Origin of the sequence: Spirosoma montaniterrae (assembly GCF_001988955.1) — a bacterium.
In the GTDB taxonomy this organism is placed as follows: domain Bacteria; phylum Bacteroidota; class Bacteroidia; order Cytophagales; family Spirosomataceae; genus Spirosoma; species Spirosoma montaniterrae.
In genome coordinates, this window is the sequence record NZ_CP014263.1 from 4,455,584 (window position 1) to 4,481,338 (window position 25,755).

27 protein-coding genes are annotated in these 25,755 nt (G+C 49.4%); 21 read left to right on the top strand and 6 right to left on the bottom strand.

From position 1 onward, the window contains the following. Nucleotides 1-42: 42 nt before the first annotated feature. The 4 genes from AWR27_RS25570 to AWR27_RS19180 all read right to left on the bottom strand — a co-directional run bounded on the left by AWR27_RS25570 (nucleotide 43) and on the right by AWR27_RS19180 (nucleotide 2,047). On the bottom strand, nucleotides 43-471 hold the full coding sequence (locus AWR27_RS25570; RefSeq protein WP_198045154.1) for an RNA-guided endonuclease InsQ/TnpB family protein: 429 nt from the start codon (nucleotides 469-471) through the stop codon (nucleotides 43-45). Next, nucleotides 408-1,175, bottom strand: a complete 768-nt coding sequence (locus tag AWR27_RS19170; RefSeq protein ID WP_198045035.1) for a transposase — start codon at nucleotides 1,173-1,175, stop codon at nucleotides 408-410. Before AWR27_RS19170 ends, AWR27_RS25570 begins: the two co-directional genes overlap by 64 nt. Nucleotides 1,176-1,216: 41 nt before the next feature. Then, the gene (locus AWR27_RS19175) at nucleotides 1,217-1,717 is read right to left on the bottom strand and encodes a putative toxin-antitoxin system toxin component, PIN family (RefSeq protein ID WP_077132682.1); all 501 of its coding nucleotides are present in this window, start codon (nucleotides 1,715-1,717) and stop codon (nucleotides 1,217-1,219) included. A gap of 99 nt (nucleotides 1,718-1,816) precedes the next feature. Next, the gene (locus tag AWR27_RS19180) at nucleotides 1,817-2,047 is read right to left on the bottom strand and encodes a hypothetical protein (protein WP_077132683.1); all 231 of its coding nucleotides are present in this window, start codon (nucleotides 2,045-2,047) and stop codon (nucleotides 1,817-1,819) included. Between the two features lie 252 nt (nucleotides 2,048-2,299). Between AWR27_RS19180 and atpD the strand changes: the two genes are divergently transcribed. From atpD to atpC, 3 genes are all read left to right on the top strand, one after another. Beyond that, nucleotides 2,300-3,826: a F0F1 ATP synthase subunit beta gene (atpD, locus tag AWR27_RS19185; protein ID WP_077132684.1), complete on the top strand. Its 1,527-nt coding sequence runs from the start codon at nucleotides 2,300-2,302 to the stop codon at nucleotides 3,824-3,826. Between the two features lie 82 nt (nucleotides 3,827-3,908). Next, entirely contained in the window at nucleotides 3,909-4,601 is a 693-nt protein-coding gene (locus tag AWR27_RS19190; protein WP_198045036.1) for a hypothetical protein, read from the top strand. A gap of 1 nt (nucleotide 4,602) precedes the next feature. Next, nucleotides 4,603-4,848: an ATP synthase F1 subunit epsilon gene (gene atpC / locus AWR27_RS19195; RefSeq protein WP_077132685.1), complete on the top strand. Its 246-nt coding sequence runs from the start codon at nucleotides 4,603-4,605 to the stop codon at nucleotides 4,846-4,848. Between the two features lie 78 nt (nucleotides 4,849-4,926). Here atpC and AWR27_RS19200 read toward each other — a convergent pair whose 3' ends face one another. After that, entirely contained in the window at nucleotides 4,927-7,098 is a 2,172-nt protein-coding gene (locus tag AWR27_RS19200; protein WP_077132686.1) for an alpha-amylase family glycosyl hydrolase, read from the bottom strand. A gap of 100 nt (nucleotides 7,099-7,198) precedes the next feature. On the opposite strand from AWR27_RS19200, the gene udk reads away from it, so the two are divergent. From udk to AWR27_RS19290, 18 genes are all read left to right on the top strand, one after another. Then, nucleotides 7,199-7,822 carry a uridine kinase gene (gene udk / locus AWR27_RS19205; RefSeq protein WP_077132687.1) on the top strand — a complete coding sequence of 208 codons (624 nt, stop codon included), beginning with the start codon at nucleotides 7,199-7,201 and terminating at the stop codon, nucleotides 7,820-7,822. A gap of 73 nt (nucleotides 7,823-7,895) precedes the next feature. After that, nucleotides 7,896-8,891 carry a quinolinate synthase NadA gene (gene nadA, locus AWR27_RS19210; RefSeq protein ID WP_077132688.1) on the top strand — a complete coding sequence of 332 codons (996 nt, stop codon included), beginning with the start codon at nucleotides 7,896-7,898 and terminating at the stop codon, nucleotides 8,889-8,891. A 13-nt stretch (nucleotides 8,892-8,904) separates the two neighbouring features. Continuing rightward, nucleotides 8,905-9,132, top strand: a complete 228-nt coding sequence (locus AWR27_RS19215; protein ID WP_077132689.1) for a hypothetical protein — start codon at nucleotides 8,905-8,907, stop codon at nucleotides 9,130-9,132. 86 nt (nucleotides 9,133-9,218) lie between these two features. Beyond that, a complete protein-coding gene (locus AWR27_RS19220; protein ID WP_083732910.1) occupies nucleotides 9,219-10,523 on the top strand; it encodes an AAA family ATPase in 1,305 nt (434 codons plus the stop codon). Next, the gene (locus tag AWR27_RS19225; RefSeq protein ID WP_077132690.1) at nucleotides 10,520-11,272 is read left to right on the top strand and encodes an HNH endonuclease family protein; all 753 of its coding nucleotides are present in this window, start codon (nucleotides 10,520-10,522) and stop codon (nucleotides 11,270-11,272) included. Before AWR27_RS19220 ends, AWR27_RS19225 begins: the two co-directional genes overlap by 4 nt. A gap of 2 nt (nucleotides 11,273-11,274) precedes the next feature. Further along, nucleotides 11,275-12,870 (top strand): L-aspartate oxidase, encoded by a 1,596-nt coding sequence (nadB, locus tag AWR27_RS19230; protein WP_077132691.1) that lies wholly within the window; start codon nucleotides 11,275-11,277, stop codon nucleotides 12,868-12,870. Between the two features lie 45 nt (nucleotides 12,871-12,915). Next, nucleotides 12,916-13,512, top strand: a complete 597-nt coding sequence (locus tag AWR27_RS19235; RefSeq protein ID WP_077132692.1) for a TIGR04255 family protein — start codon at nucleotides 12,916-12,918, stop codon at nucleotides 13,510-13,512. Between the two features lie 208 nt (nucleotides 13,513-13,720). After that, complete coding sequence (locus AWR27_RS25390) at nucleotides 13,721-14,170, top strand: hypothetical protein (protein ID WP_157579269.1); 450 nt, start codon at nucleotides 13,721-13,723, stop codon at nucleotides 14,168-14,170. Nucleotide 14,171: 1 nt separating this feature from the next. Then, nucleotides 14,172-14,702 (top strand): hypothetical protein, encoded by a 531-nt coding sequence (locus tag AWR27_RS19240; protein WP_157579270.1) that lies wholly within the window; start codon nucleotides 14,172-14,174, stop codon nucleotides 14,700-14,702. A 14-nt stretch (nucleotides 14,703-14,716) separates the two neighbouring features. Beyond that, nucleotides 14,717-16,075: a glutamine synthetase family protein gene (locus tag AWR27_RS19245; protein ID WP_077132694.1), complete on the top strand. Its 1,359-nt coding sequence runs from the start codon at nucleotides 14,717-14,719 to the stop codon at nucleotides 16,073-16,075. A 31-nt stretch (nucleotides 16,076-16,106) separates the two neighbouring features. Further along, the gene (locus tag AWR27_RS19250; RefSeq protein ID WP_077132695.1) at nucleotides 16,107-17,147 is read left to right on the top strand and encodes an aminoglycoside phosphotransferase/kinase family protein; all 1,041 of its coding nucleotides are present in this window, start codon (nucleotides 16,107-16,109) and stop codon (nucleotides 17,145-17,147) included. A 116-nt stretch (nucleotides 17,148-17,263) separates the two neighbouring features. After that, nucleotides 17,264-18,619 (top strand): FAD-binding protein, encoded by a 1,356-nt coding sequence (locus AWR27_RS19255; RefSeq protein WP_077132696.1) that lies wholly within the window; start codon nucleotides 17,264-17,266, stop codon nucleotides 18,617-18,619. A 23-nt stretch (nucleotides 18,620-18,642) separates the two neighbouring features. Further along, complete coding sequence (locus tag AWR27_RS19260) at nucleotides 18,643-19,491, top strand: TIGR01459 family HAD-type hydrolase (protein ID WP_077132697.1); 849 nt, start codon at nucleotides 18,643-18,645, stop codon at nucleotides 19,489-19,491. 223 nt (nucleotides 19,492-19,714) lie between these two features. Continuing rightward, the gene (locus AWR27_RS19265) at nucleotides 19,715-19,954 is read left to right on the top strand and encodes an acyl carrier protein (protein ID WP_077132698.1); all 240 of its coding nucleotides are present in this window, start codon (nucleotides 19,715-19,717) and stop codon (nucleotides 19,952-19,954) included. 166 nt (nucleotides 19,955-20,120) lie between these two features. After that, the gene (fabF, locus tag AWR27_RS19270) at nucleotides 20,121-21,371 is read left to right on the top strand and encodes a beta-ketoacyl-ACP synthase II (RefSeq protein WP_077132699.1); all 1,251 of its coding nucleotides are present in this window, start codon (nucleotides 20,121-20,123) and stop codon (nucleotides 21,369-21,371) included. Between the two features lie 3 nt (nucleotides 21,372-21,374). After that, entirely contained in the window at nucleotides 21,375-22,139 is a 765-nt protein-coding gene (rnc, locus tag AWR27_RS19275; RefSeq protein WP_083732911.1) for a ribonuclease III, read from the top strand. Nucleotides 22,140-22,342: 203 nt separating this feature from the next. Beyond that, nucleotides 22,343-22,786 (top strand): Hsp20/alpha crystallin family protein, encoded by a 444-nt coding sequence (locus AWR27_RS19280; RefSeq protein ID WP_077132700.1) that lies wholly within the window; start codon nucleotides 22,343-22,345, stop codon nucleotides 22,784-22,786. Between the two features lie 247 nt (nucleotides 22,787-23,033). Then, the gene (locus AWR27_RS19290; RefSeq protein WP_077132702.1) at nucleotides 23,034-24,554 is read left to right on the top strand and encodes a Do family serine endopeptidase; all 1,521 of its coding nucleotides are present in this window, start codon (nucleotides 23,034-23,036) and stop codon (nucleotides 24,552-24,554) included. Between the two features lie 83 nt (nucleotides 24,555-24,637). Here the strand turns inward: AWR27_RS19290 and gmd are convergent, their stop codons facing one another. Continuing rightward, entirely contained in the window at nucleotides 24,638-25,750 is a 1,113-nt protein-coding gene (gmd, locus tag AWR27_RS19295; RefSeq protein WP_077132703.1) for a GDP-mannose 4,6-dehydratase, read from the bottom strand. Nucleotides 25,751-25,755 lie beyond the last annotated feature (5 nt).

Below are 25,755 nucleotides of genomic sequence, written 5' to 3' on the forward strand. Positions count from 1 at the left end.
GTGTTTGGATTGAAGCTTGTTAATCACGTCAGCTACCCCCGGCTAAAGCGCGGGGGCTTGTGCCTGAGTGGTTAGACTACGCGTCCCGGACTCGACACCATAGGCTATCTGACCAAGCCCACTGTTTTTAATGTTTTGCGACGCATTGTAATCCGCATTAGCCGAATGACCACACGACCGACATACAAACTCCGATTGCGACTTTCGGTTTGCCTTCTCGCAGTGTCCGCACTGGCTACACATGCGGGACGTGTTGCGCGGGTCAATCAGCAGTACGGCCACACCCGACAAGGTAGCCTTATAGCCAATGAAGCGACGAAGCTGGTAGAAAGCCCAATTGGCATGTTTAGCCCGTTGCCATTGGCGCAACCGTTTCTCATCCTTTCTAACGTTTTTGGAAATCCCTGTCAGGTCTTCCAGAACGATAGCCCGGTTAGATGCCTTAGCCTTCGATACAAGGGACTTGGAAATGCAATGATTCGTGTCGGACTGAAACCGACGTTGTTTCCTGGAGAGTTTTTAAGTCTACATTTAGCCGACTTAGTACCGACGCTTTGCAGGGTAGCGCGTCGTTTGGCGTACCATTGGCGGGTAGCTTCTACATTGGCCCCGCTAAAGGTTTGCCCGTCCGAATCCGTAGCCAGCGTTACGATGCCCAAATCAACGCCGAGTGCATCAACGATTTCGCCCCCTTCTTCATCGGGTACGTCACAGGTTGCCAACAGATACCACTTTCCCTTTATGAAAGCAAGGTCAGATTCGCCCTGTTGATAGTGCAAGAGTTTTTCGTGGTGCTGACCAACGGTGTAGGTAATGGTTTTGCGCCCTTCGACCGTCCAGATCGACACCGTTTTGCGGTCGGTACGGTAAGACAGAATCCGACTATCGAACGCAATGGCTCCCGTTGGGCGGTAAGTACGCTGAATCTTTTTGTCCAACTTGTAGGAGTCAGCTACCTTGCGGATACAGTGCAAAGCAAACTGAGCCGACAAACCAAACTTGCTCCTTATCCACTTATAGTATCGGGGTTGGAGTTTAGCCGACGCAAAGACTTTATTTTCAAACGCATAACGGCTCAGTTCGTTACAGGCTTCATTGCCCCGTTCCAGCGTCAGCCGCAAAGCAGTGGCTTGTTCAGGGGTGGGTAAAAGCCGTATCTGTGCCGTTAGTTTCATCACCCAAATATACAAAACTTCTCACACTTGTGAAAGATAATTCAGGTTTTTTTTGCGTCAACATACTTTGCCCTGCCGGGCGGTTCAATTCCTCCCCGGCCTAAAGGCAACGGGGATTCCTTGAACCTCTTTCTTGAAGAAGGCGTATCTAAAAACTCTTGCAAACGAACGACTTGTATGCCTTTATAAGGATTCAGAGCTAATAAATCAACTTTATTTCCGGTGATTAAATAGTCAGCTTGCGCATCAATCGCTAATGCCAGCAAGTAATTGTCATCAGGGTCTGGACTGTCTGAAATAATTGACGTGGTTTTGATAATTGTCAAACGTGCTTTGATAACGTCCAGAAATAAATCAACTTCTTCGATTGAAACGTATTTACGAAATTTCTCACGGTGGGCTACTTCTGTCAGCTCATTTAAGAGAGTATCGTCGCCAAACAATTCAATAGCTGGGTTAGCCAATACCACTCCCAGTTTTTCACGATGTTTTTTGCCAATCAATGCGCTGATAAAATCTGTTGTATCGATGACTATTTTCATTTCTACGAATGGCTTTCTCCTTCCTTCTTTGTTGTTTTGGTGGTCTGATTTGGGTAAAGACCCACAATTGGGGTGATAATTGTCAAGAAGCTATACTACTTACAAGCCCATATGTCGCGCCCGTTTCTCAGCCCGATACGCTTTGATTTCATCTAAAATATCCTGTTCGCTCATATCCGGTTCTGTTTGGGGGAGTTGTTTGTCTAATTTATCCCACAAATCGCCCCAGGCAGGCTGTTCCGTTCGTAAGGAAATGATTCCCAGGTCTACCAAATCATCAATTAGTTTTCGGGCTTTAGGTGAATTTAGTTCAATGAGCAGCGTTTCCATAAATTCATATAAATAACGGTTCGTTTGCTAAACTTAATCGTTCTGTTGTTCAGTTCCTACAAAACTCAGGACGTTCTTTATGATTCCTTTACTACCTCACGCTTGCTTATCAGATTAATCCAATTGGCTGCAAACGGATAAACTGATTAACAGCAACATTACAAACCCACACCTTTACTTTGCGCGGTTTTTCTGCTACTTTTGCAGTCCCAAACAACGGGCAACTTTTCAATCAGCTTTTTTCATATACAAATGATTACGGAAACGGCAGTCAATACGGGTAAGATTACGCAGATAATCGGGCCGGTCGTGGACGTGAGTTTCGAGGGCGAAGGCTCGCGGATTCCCGCCATCTTGGACGCCCTCAAAGTAACCAAAGCCAACGGGCAGGCGGTCATTCTCGAAGTGCAGCAGCACCTCGGCGAAGATCGGGTTCGGGCTATCGCTATGGACTCGACCGACGGGCTATATCGCGGTCTCGCCGTACAAGACCTGGGCCACCAAATCACCATGCCAACCGGCGAAGGCATTCGCGGGCGGCTCTTTAACGTGGTAGGCGAAGCCATCGATGGCATTCCTCAGCCTAAAACTACCGGCACGGGCCTTCCCATTCACCGCTCGGCACCTCGCTTTGAAGACCTGGCTACTTCAACCGAAGTACTTTTTACCGGCATTAAAGTTATTGACCTGCTCGAACCGTATGCAAAAGGTGGTAAAATCGGTCTCTTCGGCGGTGCGGGCGTAGGTAAAACCGTACTGATTCAGGAACTGATCAACAATATCGCAAAGGCTTATGCCGGTCTGTCGGTATTTGCTGGTGTGGGCGAACGTACCCGCGAAGGAAACGACCTGCTCCGCGAAATGATCGAAGCCGGTATCATCAAATACGGCGACGATTTTAAGCATTCGATGGAAGAAGGTGGCTGGGACCTGACCAAAGTCGACATGAACGAGATGGTTAAAAGTCAGGCAACGTTCGTGTTTGGTCAGATGAACGAACCGCCGGGAGCACGCGCCCGCGTAGCCCTGTCGGGTCTGACCATTGCCGAACACTTTCGCGATGGCGACGGCGAAGGTGCCGGACGCGACATTCTGTTCTTCGTTGACAATATTTTCCGCTTTACGCAGGCGGGTTCTGAGGTATCGGCACTGTTGGGCCGGATGCCATCGGCGGTAGGATATCAGCCTACGCTGGCAACCGAAATGGGCGTGATGCAGGAGCGCATTACCTCAACCAAGCGCGGTTCGATTACATCGGTACAGGCCGTTTACGTACCTGCCGATGACTTGACCGACCCCGCTCCGGCAACCACTTTTGCCCACTTGGATGCAACCACCGTATTGAGCCGGAAAATTGCCGAATTGGGTATCTACCCTGCCGTTGACCCATTAGATTCGACCTCGCGGATTCTGAGTGCCGAAGTTCTGGGTGACGAACACTATAACACGGCACAGCGCGTGAAGCAGATTCTGCAACGCTATAAAGAATTGCAGGATATCATTGCTATTCTGGGTCTGGAAGAACTCTCGGAGGAAGATAAACTCGTGGTAAGCCGCGCTCGTCGCGTACAACGCTTCCTGTCGCAGCCGTTCTTTGTGGCCGAGCAGTTCACGGGTCTGAAAGGTGTACTGGTTCCGATTGAAGACACCATCAAGGGTTTCAACGAAATTATCGACGGTAAATACGATCACCTGCCCGAAGCTGCTTTTAACCTCGTTGGCACCATTGAAGACGCCGTAGCGAAGGGCGAGCGTATGCTGAAAGAAGCAGGTCAGTAGTTGCTATTTTTGTTATCCCGGCTGGAATGACAAAAGCCGCTCAATTCCGTCTTATGAATCGTACTAAAAACAAACTGTTTTTATGAAGACAATTCGAGTTGAGTGGAACGCGTTGCTGTTAGCTTCGGCCCTGCTGACAAGCGTGGCTGTTCAGGCACAAACCGAAACCCCGGCGAGTACGCCAACTGTGCCCAGAGTAATCGGCACGATCAACGATACGCCAGCGACAACCGTCGGTTCGCAAACCGGAGCAACGGCATCAGCCGACAGTCTGCCCGACGCACAGTTGGACCGGGCGGTTGCAGCACTCGAAAAGGGTGATAAAGCCGCATCGGCACAGGCGTTGCAATCGGGAATAGCGGCTGTTGAGGCCGAAGCGAAGGCTAAACCAAGCTCGTTCAAAGATAAAATTCTGGGGCAGGTTGGTAAGTTGAAAACGCTGCTGCCGCTTATTACGGGCGGTGGTCTTGGGTCTGGCGTGCTGGGCAATGCCGTTGGTCTGACCAAACTCGCATCGGGAGCCGGACGATTGGAAAACCTGATGTCGGCGGGTTCGCTGATTGGCAAAGCCAGTCAGTTGACAAGTGGCCTCAACGGGCTGAGTAGTGCTATGTCGGTGCTGGGTGGCGGAGCTTCAGCGGGTCAATCGCTGGTGTCGACGGCACTGGCGGGCGTAGGTAAGCTCAATCAGGGCGGTATGGTTGCCAAAGCTGCCGAACCCGCCGTGAAAAACCAGATTGGCAGCGTATTGAATTTTGTTAAAGGAGCTTTATAAAATGACGTTAGACATTATCACTCCAGACCGAAAGGTTTTCTCAGGCGAAGTCAGCGCGGTTACGTTTCCGGGTAGTCAGGGTCAGTTTCAGGTGCTGAACGATCACGCAGCATTAGTAAGTACGCTTGCCAAAGGTCCGATTGTGGTGCAGAGTGCCGCCGGTCAGCAAACGTTTACCGTAGATGGTGGCGTGGTAGAAGTACTGCAAAACAAAGTGCTGGTACTGGCCGAAGCCGTTGTTGCTTAAGCACAGGTTATATAGTTTGAAGCCCGGCCAACGCGCGTTGGCCGGGCTTTTTTGTGTGGGTTGCCTACCATCATTGGTCTACAACCGTCCGACTAAAACCTGAAACGGTTTCAGAGTCAGAGAAAAATGGCCCTCCGTATCGGGAGTAAGTTTAACGCTCTGCCCCGAATGTACGTCCGTCAAAACACCCGCTTTAATCGCCTGTCCATCTATCGAAATCGTGGTCGTTTCAGACTTGTCGCCAAACGAAACCAGCACCAGCGACGCTTGTCCATTTAGCTTTCGGATGCCACTAAACACCTGTGGATTCGTGCTTTGGACTTCGTTCAGCAACACCGCCCCCCGCGTGAGTTCGGGCCACCGTTGACGCGTTGTGAACAGACGCCTGTAGTGTGCATAGGTTTGCGGATCATCATCGGGGTTGAACGGGTGGTCGGGGTCGCCGGCGAAGGCTTCGGGAATACCGAAGAAGGCATGAACGGCCTCGAATGCCATAAATCGGGGGGTGTAGCCGTCGAATTTGTCAAACCAACTGGTGTCGTGATTACGGGCATAGAACACGCGGTTTGCTCCCTTAGGCATGGCTCCGAAAACGGAAGCAAGGTGTTTTTTGTAATCGTCGGCGGTATACGTTCCGGACTGCATCCGGCGCAGTAGCAATGGAACAGCCTCAGTTTGATTATCGTGAACGAAATTACAGACATTATAAAATACTGGCCCAAACACCTCGCTCAACAGCACGGCATCGGGTTTGTTTTTGCGCAGGGCAGTCAGCATAGCCCGCATTAGTTCGGGAGCCGCCGAACCATCGCGGTAGGCCGGATAGGGCACGTTCGGATTCCAGCCCGCACCTTTATAGGTAGCCGCATCGACCCGGTAGCCGTCGTTGTCGTATTCCCGCTGATCGTGCAGCACCAGATCGACCATATACTGCTGATACCCCGCATTGGCCCAATCGGGCGTAATACTGCCCCAGGTCGGGTGATTCGCCAATTTGCCTGTCTCGTTGCGCACGAACAGATCGGGCCGTTGCTGCGGCACCAGCGACGTTTGGTGGAAGCCATGAATTACCATATCGAAAATGACCTTTAGGCCCAACCCGTGCGCCGTTTTGATGAGTGTTTTCAGGTCGGCCTTCGTACCAAATTTCGGGTCGAGTTCATAGAGATCGATGGGGCTGTAGCCACCAGTCCAGTGCGGCATCAGATAAATCATGGTGAATCCGATGCTCTTGTAGAAGGGCAGTTTGGCCGTAATATCTTTCAGGCCACCTTTAAAGTATTTGGGATAAACTTCCAGAATCACCTGATTACGCACCCAAGCAGGCGTTGTTGCATCGAGCGGCATCGTAGCTGTCACCTCCTTCTGATACGCCAGCAGGGCTTCGGCCCGGCTCGGAGTTAAAACCAGATGCTGCACGTCTGACTCAACGGCCTGACCGGGCGCGAGGTAGTACGCCCGTTTGTCGTCGTGCCGGAGGGTAATGGTTTGGCCGTTGCCGTCGATAGCCGTGTAATAAGCCACTTCCCCGCCCGTACTCATGAAACTTGCCAGCGTTGTTTTTCTGGTCTTATTTTCGAGCAGCAGTAAGCCAAATCCAGCATCGGGTGCGCTGTGAAACCGAATCGTTTTTGCCTTCAGCGAATCATAGGGCGTTTCGGGCCGCACGAACGTATTCGTAAAAAAAGGCCCCGGCACGGTCAGAACACAGTCGGTCGGTTTGCCAACGACCGCACCCGGCACCTGAAACCGGAAGCCGTCGACATGTTCACGGTCTCCGGGCCTGGTACGTAGTAAGCGGGCAGATCGTTCGAGCCGTTTTTCGAGAGGAAACAGCGTATAAATAGTCGTTAACTCATACTGATACACAGTTTGCCCATCCGTTTTTTTGTCCGGCAAAATACCGACTGTAACGGCGAGCGATGCGCCCCGCCGGTTTTTGTCGATGTGGTAGTCGTGTCGCAACACGGTTGCCCCATGCTTAGCAATCATGTACTCGCCATTGATACTAAAATCGAGCGCGGGTTGCTTGGCCGTAACCGTTACCAAATTCTCTTTAACGCCTTGGGCCGTCCATGACTGCCACTCGCCGGTTTGCTTGTTGATTTTCAATTCTGTGCGCTGATTTCCAAACACCCACTGATCGGTGGTATCGGTCAGGTAGACGTCGTTGAAAATTGGCGTTGCAGCCGGGACGAAAGCGAGCAGCGCGGATACGGTTATACAGAGGTAAGCAGGTAGGCGAGACATACAGACGGAGCGTTTCTTTCAAAGGCAGAAAGGAAAAAAATCGCTGATTTTCACCGCCCGAGCATTAACTCGCACCAATTAGCCTGCTTATCTTTGCCGAATGACCACTAAACCATTTATCGTCGGCATCACCGGCGGGAGTGCTTCGGGCAAAACATCGTTTCTAAAAGGGGTTCTGAGTGCGTTCACGGACGAGCAAATCTGCCTCATATCGCAGGACAACTACTATAGAAAACGCAATGAGATTCCGGTCGATGATCAGGGTATTCACAACTTCGACCTGCCCGAAACCATCGACCATCACCTATACGCACAGCATATCGAACAGCTCAGGGATGGTCGTGCTGTGCATCAGATGGAGTATACCTTCAACAACCCGAACGTGGTGCCGCGTTTGCTGACGTTTCAGCCCGCACCTATCATCATTGTGGAAGGTATTTTCGTGTTTCATTTCCGCGAACTGGCCGATCAGATGGATTTAAAAATTTTCATCGACGCCAAGAACAGTATCAAACTCGAACGGCGCGTAAAACGCGATGCTGAAGAACGCGGCTACGACCTCGACGATGTAATGTACCGGTGGAAATATCACGTCAAACCCACTTACAAGCAGTTTATTAAACCCTACCGCGCCGAGGCCGATATTGTGATTCCGAATAACGTGCAGTATCAAAAAGGGTTAGATGTGGTCATCGCATTTCTGAAAACGAAAGTGAGCGAGTGAGGGGAGGTGCTTCAGATCAGACAAACGATTCATTCATTGCCATTGTTATACCCTCAAACCGCCATCCAACCACATGGAAGCACTGCTCGAAGAAGTACAGCGCGTGGGTTACGTAAATAAGCCCGTTGCCGAAGACATAGATTTAGTGGCCGAAATCAAGCGGCTCAAAAAAGAGAAGAATGCCGTTATTCTGGCTCACTACTATGTCGATGGAGCTATTCAGGATTTGGCCGATTACATTGGCGATAGCCTGGGTTTGAGTCAGCAGGCAGCCGCCACACCCGCCGATATGATTGTATTCTGCGGAGTGCATTTTATGGGCGAAACAGCTAAAATTCTCTCGCCCGAAAAGAAAGTCGTGATTCCCGACCTCAACGCGGGCTGCTCACTGGCCGATTCGGCCCCTGCCGATAAGTTTGCGGCTTTTAAGGCACAGTACCCCGATCACATGGTGCTGTCGTATATCAACTGCTCGGCAGAAATCAAGGCACTGTCCGACATCATTGTGACGTCCTCGAACGCGCTGAAAATTGTGCAGAGCCTACCCGCCGATCAGAAAATCATCTTCGCGCCCGACGCCAACTTGGGTCGTTACGTAGCGAAGAAAACGGGCCGCGACATGGTGCTGTGGGACGGTGCCTGCATCGTTCACATCGACATTTCGCTTGAGAAGCTGCAAAAACTCCGCGCCGAACATCCCGACGCCAAATTCATTGCCCACCCCGAATGCCAGGAACATATTCTGATGCATGCCGACTATATCGGCTCCACCACGGCATTGCTGAAATACGTAGTCGATAGCCCGGAACAGACGTTCATCGTGGGCACGGAAGCGGGCATTTTGCACAAGATGCGGCAGTCGGCTCCGCACAAGAAAATCATTCCGGCCCCGGCCAGTCAAAATAACACCTGTGCCTGCTCGGAGTGCCCGTACATGAAGATGAATACGCTCGAAAAGCTCTATAACTGCATGTTGTACGAGCAACCCGAAATCATCGTACCCGAAGACGTGCGCGTAAAGGCCGAAGCGTCGGTGTTGCGGATGCTGGAATTGAGTAAGAACCTATAAGACGTAAGGTATTATGCAGAACATTCTGATACAGCCGCGTAATCAGGAGGAGTTGCAATTAGTAACTCAACTGATGAAACGAATGAAGATAAAAGCCGAGGTTGTTGAGCCAAAGATGGCGAAAGTCAAGCGCAAAGAGGAAATTTTGGACAGTATTGAACGGGGAGCCAGAGAGGTTGCTGCCGCCCTGCGTGGTGAAGTTCAGTTAAAATCAGCTCGGCAATTGCTCGATGAACTTTAACGTTGAGGTAGCTTTAGAAGCCGAATCGGAAGCGTCGGTGCTGTGAGTGTTGAAAATGAGTGAGAGCTTATAATTTTCGTCTCAGAATGAAAGATTATAAAGAGACTTTTGCCTTAGAAAGTATTTGTTTACAGAATGTAAAATGCTTTAAGGGGAAGCATCAAATTGACTTTGTTGATCAGGAAGGTAAACCTGCCTTGTGGACGGTCATTTTAGGTAACAACAATACCGGAAAGACTACTTTATTAAGGTTATTGGCGAAAAAGAATATTCTGTTGATCTCTGATAAACCAAGGGATGATTCAACTTTATGGGAAGATCATGCTGAGATAGAAGAGCTCATGAAAGTTGCGGGTGATAACCACAATATATCATGTTTTGCATTGAATGGCTTTAAAGGAGAGGTGGGTAGCATAGAATCTTTCGTGCCAATTGGACTTATTACATTCTATATGTCCAGCTCTAATTTTATTGATAAATACACAAGCCCAAGAAGCGATGAAGATAACAATGTTAATTCCAATCAAATAACTAAAAGATATATAGATGCTTACGGAGTTAGTCGATTAACTTCTGAAACTACATTGTCAGATTATTCTAAATATGACGACACGACTAAAACACTTTTTTTCAATAATCAAGAGTTGACGAATGTTGAAGAGTGGCTCTTGCAATTAGATTATGCAAAAAAAAGTGAAGTGATAGGTGCTGATAAAAGACTTGAGCAATTGGTTAATACGCTAACCAGTAAAATTTTACCCGACATAGAGTCAGTTAAGTTCGAGACTTCGAAGGATTTTAAATCTTTTGCATTATTCAAGACACCATACGGATGGATTCCATTAGAAGGTTTAAGTCATGGGTATCGGACAACTATGACTTGGGTGGTTGACCTCGCTAAGCGTATGTTCGACCGTTACCCGGAACTTGACAATCCGCTTCACGGCCCGGCTATTGTTCTGGTGGATGAAATTGATTTGCATCTTCACCCGGAGTGGCAACGTAAGATTATTAAGTACCTCAGCGATCTGTTTCCTAACACGCAGTTTATCGTTACTGCACATAGTCCGTTGATTGTGCAGTCAGCAGAGAATGTGAACTTGATTATGCTGGAGAAGGATGATGAGACAGGCAGTATTAACGTCCGCCAGCAGTTTGGGTCATTTCAGGGCTGGACGGTTGAAGAGATTCTGCGCGAGTTAATGGATATGGGCGAGAAAACGCGCTCAGACCGCTTCCTGAAACTTTTAGAACAGTTTGAGCAGGGGCTAAATGAAGAGAATTATGAGAAAGCTAAAGCCGCGTATGATGAGTTAGACAGCATTCTACACCCAGCAAGCAGCCAACGTAAGTTGTTGAGTATTCAACTATCTTCTTTAGTACCCGCATGATTAAACTTCAGCCCGCTCCCATCCCGGCTGAATTAACGAAAGAAGTTATTCAAGCCCTTACTGATGAGTACAAGCGAACTGATAAAGCTGTCTGGCAGAAGGAGTACATCGGTAAAGCATTACTCAACTCTTCATACAATAAATGCTGTTTTTCAGAATGCAAACTAAACGAAGAAGGGAAGTATGACGAAATAGAGCATTATCACCCAAAGAGCTTGTACCCCGATGAAGTGGTTTCCTGGAGCAATCTTTTGCCAATAAATAAAGCTTGTAATACAGCTAAGGGGAACCATGACACAAAACTTGAGCCAATCATCAATCCCTATCTTGATGACCCCAAAGATCATTTTTACTTCAAGGGCTATCGTTTCTACGGTAAAACTGACGTAGGGCGACGCACAATCGATGTTGTAAATCTGAATGACTGGGAGACTTGGGTAGTCCCTCGTTTTGAAGTTGGTAAAGGAGTTCACGAAATATTAGAGGCTGTTTTAGAATTAGCCCGTAACTATGACACTGGACGTAGTAACTCTACCAGATCACGTAATAATTTGCTTTCTCGTCTGCGAGGTATTATGATTGAGGGCACGGAGAAGTATGTTTACAGTGCTACGGTTGCTACGTTACTACTCAACGAAGAAATGTACCAGGAAATAAAAATAATCTTGATAAGAAACGGCCTTTGGAATGAGAACTTTTCATCTATTGAGAAGCAAATGCGTTATTGCGCTTTAGACACCAAACCCTGAACATGCCCCACCAATATGATTTTCTGGTAATTGGCTCCGGTATTGCCGGGCTTAGCTATGCCACCAAGCTCGCTTTACATTACGAACAGGCCCAAATACCGGTCCGCATCGCTGTGATTACGAAAGTGCAGGCCGACGAAACCAATACAAAATACGCGCAGGGGGGAATTGCTGCCGTGTGGTCAGAAGATGATTCCTTCGAGAAGCACATCGAAGACACAATGGTAGCGGGCGATTTTCTGAGCGACCGCGACGTGGTTGAAATCGTAGTGCGCGAGGCACCTGGACGTATTCAGGAACTGATCGACTACGGCACTCGCTTCGACCGCGAACACGGCGGCACCGATTACGATCTTGCCAAAGAAGGCGGTCATTCAGATTACCGAATACTGCACTTTAAAGACATTACAGGGGCCGAAATTGAACGGGCACTGCTCGAAAAAGCGCACTCGCTACCCAGTATCGAGGTGTTTACGCATTTCTATGCCGTTGAACTCATCACACGCCACCATCTTGGCGAAACCGTGCATCGGTATGATACTGATAACGTGTGCTACGGTGCCTACGTGCTGAATACCCGAACGGGGCAGGTCGAGAAGTTTTTGGCGAAAACCACACTATTGGCAACGGGCGGCATTGGCAATGTGTATCAGAACACCACTAACCCGAAAATTGCCACCGGCGATGGCATTGCGATGGCTTATCGAGCCAAAGCGATTGCTAAAGACATGGAGTTTATCCAGTTTCATCCAACAGCCCTCTACGAGCCGGATAAGAAACCGAATTTCCTCATTTCGGAGGCCGTGCGCGGCTTTGGCGGCATTCTGAAAAATATGAAGGGCGAAACCTTCATGGAACACTACGATTCGCGCCTGTCGCTGGCCCCGCGCGACATTGTGGCCCGTGCTATCGACTCCGAAATGAAGAAATCGGGTGATCCGCACGTGTATATCGATGTAACGCACGTAGATTTTGACCGCTTCGTGGAACACTTTCCGAACATTACGGCCTATTGCCGCGAACATTACGGGCTGGATTTGCGAAAAGATTACATCCCGGTGGTGCCAGCGCAGCATTATATGTGTGGGGGCGTTCGGGTGAACGAGTGGGGGCAAACCAACATCAACTACCTTTACGCTGTGGGCGAATGCGCTTGTACCGGCCTGCACGGAGCCAACCGGCTCGCCAGCAATTCGCTGCTCGAGGCCGTTGTCTTCGGTCACCGGGCGTACCTGAAATCCGTTGACCTCTTCGACCGGGCTGCCCTGCCCGATAACCTGCCCGACTGGAACGACGCAGGAACCACACACCCTGAAGAGCAGATATTGGTAACCGAAATTCAGCGCGAACTCGAAGGCATTATGTCGAACTACGTCGGCATTGTGCGCTCAAATCGGCGACTGAAACGGGCTATGGACCGACTCGAATTGCTGTATCTGGAGCATGAAGAACTCTACCGGCAGTCGAAAGTATCGGTCAACATCTGCGAACTACGCAATATGATTGAGGTAGCATACTTAGTAATCAAAGCCGCCATGAGCCGACGCGACAACCGGGGGCTGCATTATAATCTGGATAATTTACTCAAAAATATTTAAGCTATGTATGAACTACGTAGTTTTGTTGATAGAAAACTAAATTAAATGGATGCGGTAGATATTAGCCATTTGCGCCCTGTAGGTAAGAATCACTCTATAAAAGAAGTGGTATTGACGCTATTTGTTCAGCAAAGTCTGCAAGAATTAGATAAATTCAATAATTTATGCGATTCAGAACTTGGCTTCCATGAATATGAATGGCTTGTGAAGAAAATCGTAGAGTTTAGAGAGCCAGATATTGACTCTACAGATGTTACAGTGAAAACAGAACAGCCTGGTCGCCGAGTAATACGCTATCAAAAGGGTATTCCTGCCGAGATAATACAAGCAGTCAATGAGGATGATCGCTACTTCATTTCATATCACTCTCTGGCTTACAGTAGATGGAAACCTTTCAAAGAGAGATTTTTTGAAGTAATGCGGTATGTTACGCAAATTGAGCCAAAAGCAGATGTGGTGGCATTAAGTTTGCACTATGTCGATGAGTTTGAGTGGAGGTCTGATCTTCCAGTGCCTTTAGAAGCTGTGTTCTTAACTAATGGCCTACTAAACAACGATTTTTTTAAGAGTCAGAACTCTGATTTCTCATTAGCATTAGAGAAAAAAATAGACGAACTTTCTTTTTTGATCGTGTTAATGTAAAAATCAGTAAAAATCGGGTTGGCAGATCTATTAGGATTAGTCACAATCTAACTGCTCCGCTTGAGAAGGCAGTCCAATTAGAGCGATTAGTGGGCAATGAGTCTACCGCTTACGAACAAATGTTGCAGGTAATTCACGATTATAATAAGTTGACACTTAAAAAAATGCTCACGGAGAAAGTGTTGAATTTAATCAAGTTAACCTGACCATGATATATTCACCAGAAATGGAGCATTCGTTCCGAGTACCGACAATAGACACGTTCAGTCGCTATACAAAGCCTGTTAGCGTTAGTTTTGATGAAGAGGTGACAGCGACTATCTGGAATCTGCGTCAGTTGACATCCAATTGGGACGGTTATGGAGCTGATGTCATTAAATCGCAGGTTATTGATAATACTGTCAGTATCTTCGAAGCATTATCATACAGTCATCGCTACTCCATAGATAAAGAAGATATTATACCTTCGTCACACGGCACAATTTCATTAGAGTGGTCTAATGATCGGGGAGATACTTTTGCGGTTGAAGTTGGTAAAACAACAGTATCTTACTTCTCTCCAGCTTACCCTGAATTATCATCTAATCCGCTGCCTATCACATCTATGTGGCAAAGAATTGATGAAATTAATAGTGCTCTTGACTTGCTCTTTGCATAGGATGGCTGAACAAATTGCCAGGGTTATAGATGACACTGAATCAATCATACGTTTCGTCTATTCACCTTTTCACGTCAAGAAGGATAAGCTAAGGCGCGAAGCCTTTTTACCTCCAAAGTTTCGTACAGACGTTTCAGTCCAGCGACTGCGTTACAGTGATGAAGATATTTGCCGTCAGATTGGAATGAGTCAGCAGCGTTATGAAATCCCTACAAAAGAGTGGAAAGGCATGGCTGGCTTTAAGGCTGATACAGTTCTCGCTAAGGCAAAAAATAATGAGCCTATACAATTAGTGAGCTCACCAATAGATTCGGCTGGGGAGTATCGTAAAATTGAAGAGATTATTTTTAGCGACGATCCTGGCTTACCTGCTCACGCCGACATACTGTATGATTACCACCCTGTTGAAGGTGAAGCCTTGCCAGTGTTTGTTAAAGAGTACGCTCAATATATCTGCGAGAAGTCGCGTTATTTCGCTGATCCAAATCCCTCCTCAGCCAAATGGGAGGGAAATCCAGTGGTGTTGATTTAATTAACGCGACAACCATGACACCGCAAGCCCTGACCGACTTCTTCGATAAACACCACATCAAAAAAATCAAATATGCCTTCGCCGACATCGACGGGGTGCTGCGCGGCAAAGTAATTAGCCGCAACAAATTCATGGCGGGCATAAACGACGGCTATGGCTTTTGCGACGTGGTCTGGGGCTGGGACATGACCGACGCGCCCTACGACAACGGCCAAACCACTGGCTGGCATTCGGGCTACCCCGACGCGCCCGTGCGCATCGATCTCGATTCGTTCCGGCGGATTCCGTGGGAAGATGACCTCCCATTTTTTCTGGCCGATTTTGGTCGGACTGATGGCAACGATCTGCCTGCCTGCCCACGTAGCCTGCTCAAACGAATAGCCGCGCAGTGCTACGATATGGGCTTCGTGGCCCGAATGGCGCAGGAATTCGAGTGGTTTAACTTTCGCGAAACACCCCAATCATTGCAACAAAAGGGGTTTCAAAAGCCCGAACCGCTTACGCCAGGTATGTTTGGGTATTCTATTCTGCGTCCTTCGCTCGAAAGCGATTTCTACCACGACCTGTTCGATCTGCTTACGCGCTTCGACGTGCCTATCGAGGGTATCCACACCGAAACCGGGCCGGGCGTGTATGAAGCGGCCATTCACCACGACGAAGCGGTGCGGGCAGCCGACAAAGCCGTGCTATTCAAAACCGCCGTTAAAGAAATTGCGTACCGGCACGGGCTGATGGCTACGTTTATGGCGAAATGGAACGCAGACCTGCCCGGTTGTAGCGGCCATATTCACCAGAGTCTCTGGAACATCGACCAAACGCAAAATCTATTTTTCGACGCCGACAAACCCGACCGTATGAGCGATCTGATGCGGCAGTTCGTGGCCGGGCAGTTGCATTGCCTGCCCCACATCACGCCCATGTTTGCGCCAACCGTGAACAGTTATAAACGCCTGGTCGAAGGCGCGTGGGCACCTACTACCGTAACGTGGTCAATTGACAATCGCACAACGGCCTTGCGGGTATTGAACCACAAAGAAGCCTACTGCCGCGTCGAACATCGGGTTTCGGGAGCAGATACAAACCCGTATCTGGCTTTAGCGGCTGCGCTGGCGTCGGGGCTATATGGCATCCGACACGGTCTTTCGCTCGACATACCGGCCACAACGGGGAACGGCTATGCCGACAAACAGCACGGCGTTCTGCCCGCCAGTCTCGCCGATGCCACCCGCCACATGGCCGACTCGCCCATTGCCACCGAACTCTTCGGAGCCGGGTTTGTCGATCATTTCTGCCGCACCCGCGACTGGGAAGCCCGCCAATATGCCCGTCATGTCAGCGACTGGGAGCTGAAACGGTATTTCGAGATTGTGTAGCGTGTACCTTTGCGGCCACGACAAAACTCCGATGCGCTTAATTGATTACCCAACCATAATCCGAAGGGCCTGGGCGGCTTTCGACCCGTCGCAGACGGTGCAGTCTATTGAGGACATCAGTGCCCGCGTTTCAACCAACCACGTCTTTAGGCTTACGCTCGACTCGGGCGACCGAGTCATCGCCAAACTGTCGTATTTCGGCAAGTTCGATCACTTTCGCGACGACCACCGCATTATTCATACGCTGGCGAACAACTTACTTTATCCGTTCGAGAATGTGCTGGCGAAGTCGCTCATGAAAAATGGGCAGGTGTTCACCTATCGGCATCAGGAAGGTTTGGTTGATGCATGGGTCGTGTTCTACAACCCAATTCGGGCAAAGAACCGCCTGCCCCGTCGGCTCGATGAGTGGCACATCCGGCGGCTTGGGGGCGAGATTGCCCGCTTTCATCTGGCCTGCAACCGGGCGAGTGGCGTATTGCCCAAATATGCCAAAACACTGCGGTCCGACATTCAGGGACTGCTCGATTTGCTCGATACCGATGCCGGACAATACGAACATCGGCAAAACGAAAACGCCATCCGGCAACAGTGTAATCTGTTTCTGGAAAACCGCCAAAAGCTTGTGGCTAAGGTAGTGGAAACCATGCCCGTGTTTGTAGACTGGAACATCGGCAACTTTTCCGTAACCGAAGGGCTGCACCTCTATTCGCGCTGGGATTACGACTGGTTCCGCATCAGTTACCGGGTCATGGATTTTTACTTTTTCAGCCGCGTTTGCTCCGATGTAGGCGACCGTACCGTATTCAGCTACGTCATTGGCCCGCTCATGGAAGAGCGTTTTGGCTGGTTCTTAGACGAGTACCACAAAGTGTATCCGCTCACTGAGCGTGAAATTCGGTTCCTGCCCGAAGCGTACCGATTTTTTATTCTCAACTACGTCATCAAATACGGACGCTATTTCTTTCATCGAACCTACGCCAGCAAGTTGCAACGCGAAGCCTTCGAGACCTATTTCCCATCTATCGAAACCTTCGACGCCGATAAGATTTTACGTCGGCTGGACATTTGATTTTTCACTGTACGGTCAACCGTCTGGCTTCATTTCACGGTACAAATGGTGCCGGTTTAGGCAACAAAAACCCGCATATTTCGCTAAGTTGCATCTAATCAGCCCGTAGCCGAATCATGGATAAGCGCACCTTTCTGAAAACATCGTCGGTTTTGCTCAGTAGTAGTTTGCTACCACGCCTGACGGCCTGCCAATCGCAAGCCGAACCACGCACGAACTGGGCGGGCAACCTAACCTACAGCACCGATAACCTATACACCCCCAAAACGGTAGCTGAGGTGCAGGAAGTGGTGAAGAAATGCGATAAGTTGCGTCCACTTGGCACCCGGCATTCGTTTAATCAGATTGCCGATAGCGTTGATAATCAGCTATCCCTACAAAATCTAAATAAAATAGTATCACTCGACCGCCAGGCTAATACGGTAACGGTAGAGGGCGGAATGCGCTACGGCGAACTCTGCCAGTATCTGCATCAGAATGGCTATGCCTTGCACAATCTGGCCTCATTGCCGCACATCTCGGTAGCAGGAGCCTGCGCCACGGCTACGCACGGGTCGGGCCTTACAAACGGCAACTTAGCCACTGCCGTTACGGCCATTGAGTTTGTAGATGCGGCTGGCAACACAGTCAATCTGTCGCAGCAGAAAGACGGCGACACTTTTCGGGGCGCAGTAGTCGGGCTGGGCAGTCTGGGCGTTGTTACAAAGGTGACGCTGCGGCTGCAACCGACGTTCATGGCAAAACAGGCCGTGTACCGCAACATGCCCATGAGCGCGCTGGCCGATAGCTTCGAGACGATTATGGGCAGCGGCTACAGCGTTAGTTTGTTTACAACGTGGCAAAACGACATTATTAATCAGGTCTGGATAAAAAGCGTAGTAGAAGATTCGCAAAAACCCGGAACCCTGGCTCCTGAGTTCTACGGAGCCAAACTTGCCGACCGAAACATGCACCCGCTTGACGACCACTCGGCAGAAAACTGCACCGAGCAGATGGGCGTACCCGGCCCGTGGTTCGAGCGATTGCCCCACTTTAAAATGGGTTTTACGCCCAGCAGCGGTAAAGAACTTCAGTCAGAGTATTTCGTGCCGGTCGAGAATGCCTACAAAGCCCTGCTGGCAATCAACAGTCTGGGCGCGAAAATAACACCCCTGCTGTTCGTATCCGAAGTGCGGACCATTGCCGCCGATACACTCTGGATGAGTCCGTGTTATGGGCAAACCTGCGTGGCGTTTCATTTTACCTGGAAGCCCGACTGGGCCTCGGTACAAAAGGTGTTGCCACAGATTGAAGCACAATTGGCCCCATTCAACGCCCGGCCCCACTGGGGTAAATTATTCACCATGCCGCCATCTGTATTGCAGGGGCGCATTCAGAAATTAGTTGAGTTCAAACGCATGATGCGGCAGTATGATCCCGACGAAAAATTTCGGAATGCATTCATTAACAATGCGTTATTTAGCAACACATAACACCCGTTGATTCCAACCGTCTAATGCAACTACACGATTTCAAAACCCTTGCCGACTCGTATACTGTTTTCTTTTTCGACGCCTTCGGGGTTTTGAAAAATTATAAAGGTTTAATCGATGGCGTGGTCGACACGTTTGCGTATCTGCGCGACCGGCAGAAACCCGTCTACATTCTGACCAATGATGCCAGCCGAAGCCCGCAGCAGTTGGCCGAATCGTACTGGCGGCTCGGCCTGACCGACATTACGCCCGACATGATTATTTCGTCGGGGATGCTGGCCCGCGAGTATCTGCAACTAAAAGTCGACCACGGTACGGTAGCTTATCTGGGCACTGAAAGCTCAGCGCATTATATTGAATCGGCAGACTTGCACACAATTTCAATCGGCGAACTTACCCTGGAAAACATCAGTGAAGTAAACGCCCTCGTACTGCTCGACGACGAAGGCTTCGACTGGAACACCGACATCAACAAGGCGGTGAATTTACTTCGTCGGCGCAATATTCCCGTCATTGTAGCCAACACCGATGTTACGTACCCTGTTTCGAAAAACCGGCTGGCTATTGCCATCGGTAGTATTGCCGACATGCTCGAATCTATCGTTGGCAAGCAATTCATTCGTTTTGGTAAACCTGATGCTCAACTGTTTATGTTTGCCTACGAACGCGTTCAGGAAGTGTTGCCCGGCATTAGCAAACGCAACATTCTGATGGTCGGTGATACGCTCCGTTCTGACATTGCAGGTGGCAACAAATTCGGTTTAGATACGGCTTTAGTACTAACCGGTAACACAGCGGCCCACGAGGCAGAACTCCGTATTCAGGCCACCGGTATTATTCCAACTTACGTTTGTGAATCGATTCAGTTGTAGATTTAGGGCTAAATTGGAACAAATTACGTGATTAGCTTATCTCTAAAGCTACGGCTTACCAGCTTGCTGGAGCCAAGCCTTTCACAGGTAACTATCTGATTTACAAGGAATACGTTTCTTTTTCAGGGATGACTGGAACGTTTCCTACTCTAAAAAATTGTTTGATAATCCAAAGGTAAATCCCTTTATTTGCGCAGATTTTTAACCCCAACGGACTACGGAAATGTCAGAAATTGCAGAAAAGGTTAAGAGTATTATCGTTGAGAAATTAGGTGTTGAAGAGTCTGAGGTGACGCCCGAAGCAAGTTTCACCAATGACCTCGGTGCTGACTCGCTCGACACGGTTGAGCTGATTATGGAATTTGAGAAGGAATTTAACCTGCCCATCCCCGACGACGAGGCTGAGAAAATCGCCACGGTTGGTCTGGCTATTGAATACCTCGAAAAACATATCGGTAAGTAAACCGTAATCCCAACGGGCTACTCCTAAACCCTCATCTTCATGCTCATTGGGGTTTGGTCGGCCAGTTTATTACGGCCCACACCAAAACCTGCAATGCCATCATGTATTTGGAAGTCAACGCCATTTTGGCGTTGCTTCTGTTTTTTTTATCACGCAGTAAGCCTGTATGACATTCAAGCGAGTAGTAGTAACTGGTCTGGGGGCCCTGACGCCAATTGGTAATGACGTATCTACGTACTGGGACAATTTGGCCACTGGCAAAAGCGGAGCAGGACCGATTACCAAGTTTGACGCAGAAAAATTTCGTACGCGCTTTGCCTGTGAGGTGAAGGGTCTCGACGTTACGCAATTTATTCCCCGGCAGGAGGCTCGTAAAATGGACGCCTTCACGCACTACGCACTTATCGCTACCGACGAAGCCATTCGTGATTCGGGCGTTGACGTAGAAAAAATTGACCGCAACAAGGTCGGAGTTATCTGGGGTTCGGGTATTGGTGGGCTAAAGTCGTTCGAAGACGAAATGATCGACTATGCCAAAGGTGACGGTACTCCACGCATCAACCCATTTTTTATCGTTCGCATGATCGCCGACAGCGCGTCGGGGCAGATTTCTATGCGTTACGGATTTCGTGGTACCAACTACGTTACGGTGTCTGCCTGTGCATCGACCAACAATGCCATTATCGACGCCCTGAATTACATCCGGCTCGGTCGGCTGTCGATGTGCGTGGTAGGTGGTTCAGAAGCGGCAGTTACGAAAGCTGGCATTGGTGGTTTCAATGCCAATCGAGCCCTGTCGGAGCGGAACGATTCGCCCGAAACGGCGTCGCGGCCTTATGATAAAGACCGGGATGGGTTTGTGATGGGCGAAGGGTCGGGCGCACTGATTCTGGAAGAACTGGAACATGCGCAGGCACGCGGAGCTAAAATCTACGCTGAACTGATTGGTGGTGGCATGTCGTCGGATGCTTACCATATTACAGCCCCCCACCCCGACGGATTAGGTGCTTTCCTCGGTATGCAGGACGCCCTGAACGACGCTGGCATTGCTCCCGAAGATGTCGATTATATCAACACACACGGCACCTCGACGCCCATTGGCGACCCGCAGGAACTGAAGGCAATTTATCAGCTTTTTGGCGACCATGCCTTCAAGATGAATATCAGTTCTACCAAATCGATGACGGGTCATTTGCTCGGTGCGGCTGGTGCTGTAGAGGCTATTGCCTGCGTGAAAGCTATTGAGAAACAGATTGTTCCGCCTACAATCAATCTGTATACTGTTGACAACGAGATCGATTCCCGTTTTAATCTGACCCCGTTAACGGCGCAGGCCCGACCGCTTACCACGGTTATGAGCAATGCTTTTGGCTTCGGAGGTCACAATGCGATTATCATTTTCCGTAAACTAAGCTGAGTCGTGCAACTCGCGCTGCCCCGTAGTTGGTATAACCCGTTTGACTGGTTCAGGTCTCGCCCGACCGATCCGCGCAATAATCTGCGCCAGTCTATCGCGCACATTATTGGCCGCTCTCCGTCAAATCTCGGGTTATATCAACTGGCACTGCGCCATACATCGGCCTCGAAAGCAACGGCTATTGAAGGGTTTCGGGAATCGAACGAGCGGTTGGAGTACCTCGGCGATGCGGTATTGGGCATGGTGATTGCTGAGTTTTTATTCAAAAAATATCCGTATAAAGATGAGGGATTTCTGACCGAAATCCGTTCGCGAATCGTGAACCGGGAAACGCTGAATGGCATTGCCCGAAAAATCGGTCTCGATCAGTTGATTGAGTACGATGGCAGTCGTACCCGCAGTTTGCCCGCCCGCACGTCGATGTACGGCGATGCGCTCGAGGCCCTGGTGGGGGCCATTTATTTAGACAAAGGGTTTGGCTTCACACGCCGGTTTATCCTAAAAAGTCTGCTCTCGCATTATGATATTGAGTCAGTAGTACAGAATAATGTTAATTTTAAAAGCCGCCTGATCGAGTGGGCACAGCGGGAAGGCAAAGAGCTGCGTTTTGACATTATTTCCGAAAAAGGCAATAGCCATTTTCGCGAATTCATTGCGCAGGTACTGGTTAGCGACGAGCCGTTTGCAACCGGTAGTGGCTACTCCAAGAAAAAAGCTGAACAGGCTGCCGCCGAAAAAGCACTCGACTTGCTAACTGAAAAACAGTAGCCCATTCTCCACCTTTCCGGTAATATAGATTCCCGTTTCCTGAGTGTCTCTGTACGACAAAATGTCGTGAAATACCAAAAAACACACAGTTTATTTACGTCAATTCGTCCGATTTTCTGTCTGTTTTCAGACTGGTACAAGATTTGAAAATGGTCTGTCAGAATTTGATTAGTCATCTTCTAACGTTAAAACAACAGACTGTTATGAACCCGTTAATGCGCACTGGCAATAATTTGCCCTCGCTGATTGAGAACTTTTTCGGTCGTGACATGAACGACTTTTTCAACTCAAACATGCCTGCTTTAAGCAATGTACCGGCAGTGAATGTGGTTGAACATCAGGATGGTTTTCGCATTGAAGTGGCGGCCCCTGGCTTGAAGAAAGAAGATTTCAAGCTTAACCTAAATCACAACAACCTCACAATTTCAGCCTACCAGGAATCGAAAAAGGAGGAAACAGATCAGGCAGGTGAGAAATACACACGCCGGGAGTTCAGCTACTCATCGTTTCAACGGACATTTACGCTTCCAACGTCGGTAGATGCCGAGAACATTCAGGCTTCCTATACCGACGGTGTGTTGAAAATTGAGCTGCCCAAGCGTGAAGAAGCGAAGGTGAAGCCACCTCGTCAGATCGAAATCGGCTAATCTGGGATGGAACACGGATAGAACGGATTAGACGGGTTTACAGGGATTTTATGTCAACTATTTATCCGCGTAAGCCCGTCTAATCCGTTCTATCCGTGTTCCATCATTTCCCACAAACAACCCCTTGTTAAATTTTGTTAAGCCCTTAGTAGGCTGGATTTTTCGGGCGTGACTTTCCGTTATCTTAACAAACGCACAAAGGTGTGCTTTTACACAAAAAGGCAGCAATTCGATTTCCCATTTAACCATGAAAAGCAACTGGAAAGTTTTAGCGTTGATAGCCATTCTGTCGAGTGCTGTTACGCTGGCCGCTTATAACCTGCTGGGGTTCAATAAGCGGGATGTAGTATTCAACGAGTCGTCATCGATTCCGGCCATTACGGGCCGGTTGGCGTCGCTGAACGGTCCCACAGCCGCGCCGGGTGATTTCTCGACGGCTGCCGAAGCAGTTACCCCCACCGTTGTACACATTCGTACAACTATCTCGCGCACGGTTCGTCAGCAACAGGTTCCCGACATTTTCCGGGAGTTCTTTGGCGATGAATTTGGTGGTGGCGGTCGTCCCCGTCGTCAGCAGGGCCAAGCCTCAGGTTCAGGGGTAATTATCAGTAAAGACGGCTATATCGTGACCAACAATCACGTGGTGCAGGATGCCGACGTTGTTGAGGTTATCATGACTGATAAGCGTAGCTTCAAGGCGAAAGTTATTGGTACCGACCCGCTAACCGACCTTGCCGTTATTAAAGTAGACGCTACTAATCTACCTGCCATTACACTGGGCGACTCTGACGCGCTGAAGCTGGGCGAATGGGTATTGGCCGTTGGCTACCCGCTTGACCTTGAATCGACCGTAACGGCGGGTATTGTGAGCGCGAAAGGCCGGGGTATCGGTATCCTGAGCCGTCAGCAACAAGGCGAACAACCCGATCCTAAAGCTGATACGCCCATCGAATCGTTTATTCAGACTGATGCTGCCATTAATCCTGGTAACTCAGGTGGTGCGCTCGTAAACCTGCGTGGTGAATTAGTTGGCATCAACTCAGCTATTGCATCGGCAACGGGCTATTACAGTGGCTATGGCTTCGCTGTTCCGGTGTCGCTCGTTCGGAAAGTATCGGCTGATTTACTCAAATATGGTAATGTACAGCGCGGTTATCTCGGTATCATGCCTATCGAACTGAACAGCACGATTGCCAAGGAGAAAAACGCGAAAGTAGGTCGCGGCATCTATGTCGAAAAAGTTGTGGAGAACGGTGCGGCTCAGGCTGCCGGTTTGAAACAGGGCGACGTAATCGTGAAAATGGAAGGTCAGCCACTGGACTCCGACGCTCAGATGCGCGAAATCATTGGCCGTCGTCGTCCGGGCGATGCTGTTACGGTAACGATTAATCGGGATGGTTCGGAACGTGATGTGAAGATCGAGTTGCGCAATCGGAACGGTGGCCGCGATATCATCAAGAAGTCGGAGGTAACGGCAGCAAACACCGCTCTGAGTTCGCTGGGAGCTGAATTAACCGAGCTATCGGCGCAGGAGGCTCGTCAGTTGGGTGTGAGTGGCGGTGTTCGGGTAAAGTCGATCCGCGATGGCAAACTGGCCGAAACCGACATTGAAGAAGGTTTTATTATCGTGAAAGCCAACGGTAAAAACGTGAAAACCGTAAAAGACCTTCAGGCTATTATGAACACCGTTCAGGAAGGCGAAGGATTGATGCTCATTGGCATGTACCCCAACAGTTCGCGTATGTATTACTACGCGGTGCCTGTTTAAGGGGTAAGGCGTAAGGTATAAATGTAATAAGGGGCTGACGCAGGATAAATCCTGTCAGCCCCTTATTACATTTATGCGAACTGTTACTCGAAATAATTGAGAACGGCGTGACCGCTTTGTGCCAGGAATTGGTCGCGACGGAACAGTTCGATGTCAGCAGTCATCATGTCTTTTACCAGCGCAGGCAAGTCGTACTTGGGTTTCCAGCCCAGCTTAGTCATAGCTTTGGTTGGGTCGCCAAGAAGCAGGTCAACTTCGGTCGGGCGGAAGTAGCGCGGGTCGATGCACAGCACTTCTTTACCTACCGGTACCGGGAAATCAGGATTCGATGCGCTTACAACAACGGCGGTTTCATTCACGCCTTCGCCTTTGAATTCCAGTTCAACGCCAATTTCGGAGAAGGACATTCTCACGAAGTCGCGAACGCTGGTTGTTACACCGGTAGCAATTACGAAATCTTCGGCTTTGTCCTGTTGCAGAATCAGCCACATAGCCTCAACATAGTCTTTGGCATGGCCCCAGTCGCGTAGTGAGTCGAGGTTGCCGAGATAAACTTTATCCTGCAAACCCAGTCCGATACGGGATACGGCGCGGGTAATTTTGCGCGTCACGAAGGTTTCTCCCCGCAATGGCGACTCATGGTTGAACAGAATTCCGTTGCAGGCATACATGTTGTACGCTTCGCGGTAATTGACTGTAATCCAGTAACCGTAGAGCTTAGCTACAGCATAAGGCGAACGCGGATAGAACGGTGTTGTTTCCGATTGAGCATGGCCCTGAACGCCCCCATATAGTTCTGAGGTCGATGCCTGATAGATGCGGGTTGTTTCGGTCAGGCCGAGCAGCCGAACAGCTTCCAGAATCCGGAGCGTACCAATCCCGTCGACCTGAGCGGTATATTCCGGCTCATCGAAACTTACGCGCACGTGCGACATAGCGCCGAGGTTATAAATCTCGTCGGGTTGTACTTCCTGAATAATGCGCGTGATATTGGCCGTATCCGACAAATCGCCATAGTGCATCTTGAAGCGCACATTTCGCTCGTGCGGGTCTTCGTAGATATGGTCGATCCGTTGGGTATTAAACAGCGAACTCCGCCGTTTGATACCGTGAACTTCATACCCCTTATCAAGAAGTAACTCGGCCAGATAGGCCCCATCCTGACCGGTGATACCGGTAACTAATGCTTTTTTCATACTGT

Excerpts from the sequence above, each read along its gene's own strand:
- AWR27_RS19170 (WP_198045035.1), bottom strand. The coding sequence starts at position 1,175 with ATGAAACTAACGGCACAGATACGGCTTTTACCCACCCCTGAACAAGCC.
- AWR27_RS19175 (WP_077132682.1), bottom strand. The coding sequence starts at position 1,717 with ATGAAAATAGTCATCGATACAACAGATTTTATCAGCGCATTGATTGGC.
- AWR27_RS19180 (WP_077132683.1), bottom strand. The coding sequence starts at position 2,047 with ATGGAAACGCTGCTCATTGAACTAAATTCACCTAAAGCCCGAAAACTA.
- atpD (WP_077132684.1), top strand. The coding sequence starts at position 2,300 with ATGATTACGGAAACGGCAGTCAATACGGGTAAGATTACGCAGATAATC.
- AWR27_RS19190 (WP_198045036.1), top strand. The coding sequence starts at position 3,909 with ATGAAGACAATTCGAGTTGAGTGGAACGCGTTGCTGTTAGCTTCGGCC.
- atpC (WP_077132685.1), top strand. The coding sequence starts at position 4,603 with ATGACGTTAGACATTATCACTCCAGACCGAAAGGTTTTCTCAGGCGAA.
- AWR27_RS19200 (WP_077132686.1), bottom strand. The coding sequence starts at position 7,098 with ATGTCTCGCCTACCTGCTTACCTCTGTATAACCGTATCCGCGCTGCTC.
- udk (WP_077132687.1), top strand. The coding sequence starts at position 7,199 with ATGACCACTAAACCATTTATCGTCGGCATCACCGGCGGGAGTGCTTCG.
- nadA (WP_077132688.1), top strand. The coding sequence starts at position 7,896 with ATGGAAGCACTGCTCGAAGAAGTACAGCGCGTGGGTTACGTAAATAAG.
- AWR27_RS19215 (WP_077132689.1), top strand. The coding sequence starts at position 8,905 with ATGCAGAACATTCTGATACAGCCGCGTAATCAGGAGGAGTTGCAATTA.
- AWR27_RS19220 (WP_083732910.1), top strand. The coding sequence starts at position 9,219 with ATGAAAGATTATAAAGAGACTTTTGCCTTAGAAAGTATTTGTTTACAG.
- AWR27_RS19225 (WP_077132690.1), top strand. The coding sequence starts at position 10,520 with ATGATTAAACTTCAGCCCGCTCCCATCCCGGCTGAATTAACGAAAGAA.
- nadB (WP_077132691.1), top strand. The coding sequence starts at position 11,275 with ATGCCCCACCAATATGATTTTCTGGTAATTGGCTCCGGTATTGCCGGG.
- AWR27_RS19235 (WP_077132692.1), top strand. The coding sequence starts at position 12,916 with ATGGATGCGGTAGATATTAGCCATTTGCGCCCTGTAGGTAAGAATCAC.
- AWR27_RS25390 (WP_157579269.1), top strand. The coding sequence starts at position 13,721 with ATGATATATTCACCAGAAATGGAGCATTCGTTCCGAGTACCGACAATA.
- AWR27_RS19240 (WP_157579270.1), top strand. The coding sequence starts at position 14,172 with ATGGCTGAACAAATTGCCAGGGTTATAGATGACACTGAATCAATCATA.
- AWR27_RS19245 (WP_077132694.1), top strand. The coding sequence starts at position 14,717 with ATGACACCGCAAGCCCTGACCGACTTCTTCGATAAACACCACATCAAA.
- AWR27_RS19250 (WP_077132695.1), top strand. The coding sequence starts at position 16,107 with ATGCGCTTAATTGATTACCCAACCATAATCCGAAGGGCCTGGGCGGCT.
- AWR27_RS19255 (WP_077132696.1), top strand. The coding sequence starts at position 17,264 with ATGGATAAGCGCACCTTTCTGAAAACATCGTCGGTTTTGCTCAGTAGT.
- AWR27_RS19260 (WP_077132697.1), top strand. The coding sequence starts at position 18,643 with ATGCAACTACACGATTTCAAAACCCTTGCCGACTCGTATACTGTTTTC.
- AWR27_RS19265 (WP_077132698.1), top strand. The coding sequence starts at position 19,715 with ATGTCAGAAATTGCAGAAAAGGTTAAGAGTATTATCGTTGAGAAATTA.
- fabF (WP_077132699.1), top strand. The coding sequence starts at position 20,121 with ATGACATTCAAGCGAGTAGTAGTAACTGGTCTGGGGGCCCTGACGCCA.
- AWR27_RS19280 (WP_077132700.1), top strand. The coding sequence starts at position 22,343 with ATGAACCCGTTAATGCGCACTGGCAATAATTTGCCCTCGCTGATTGAG.
- AWR27_RS19290 (WP_077132702.1), top strand. The coding sequence starts at position 23,034 with ATGAAAAGCAACTGGAAAGTTTTAGCGTTGATAGCCATTCTGTCGAGT.
- gmd (WP_077132703.1), bottom strand. The coding sequence starts at position 25,750 with ATGAAAAAAGCATTAGTTACCGGTATCACCGGTCAGGATGGGGCCTAT.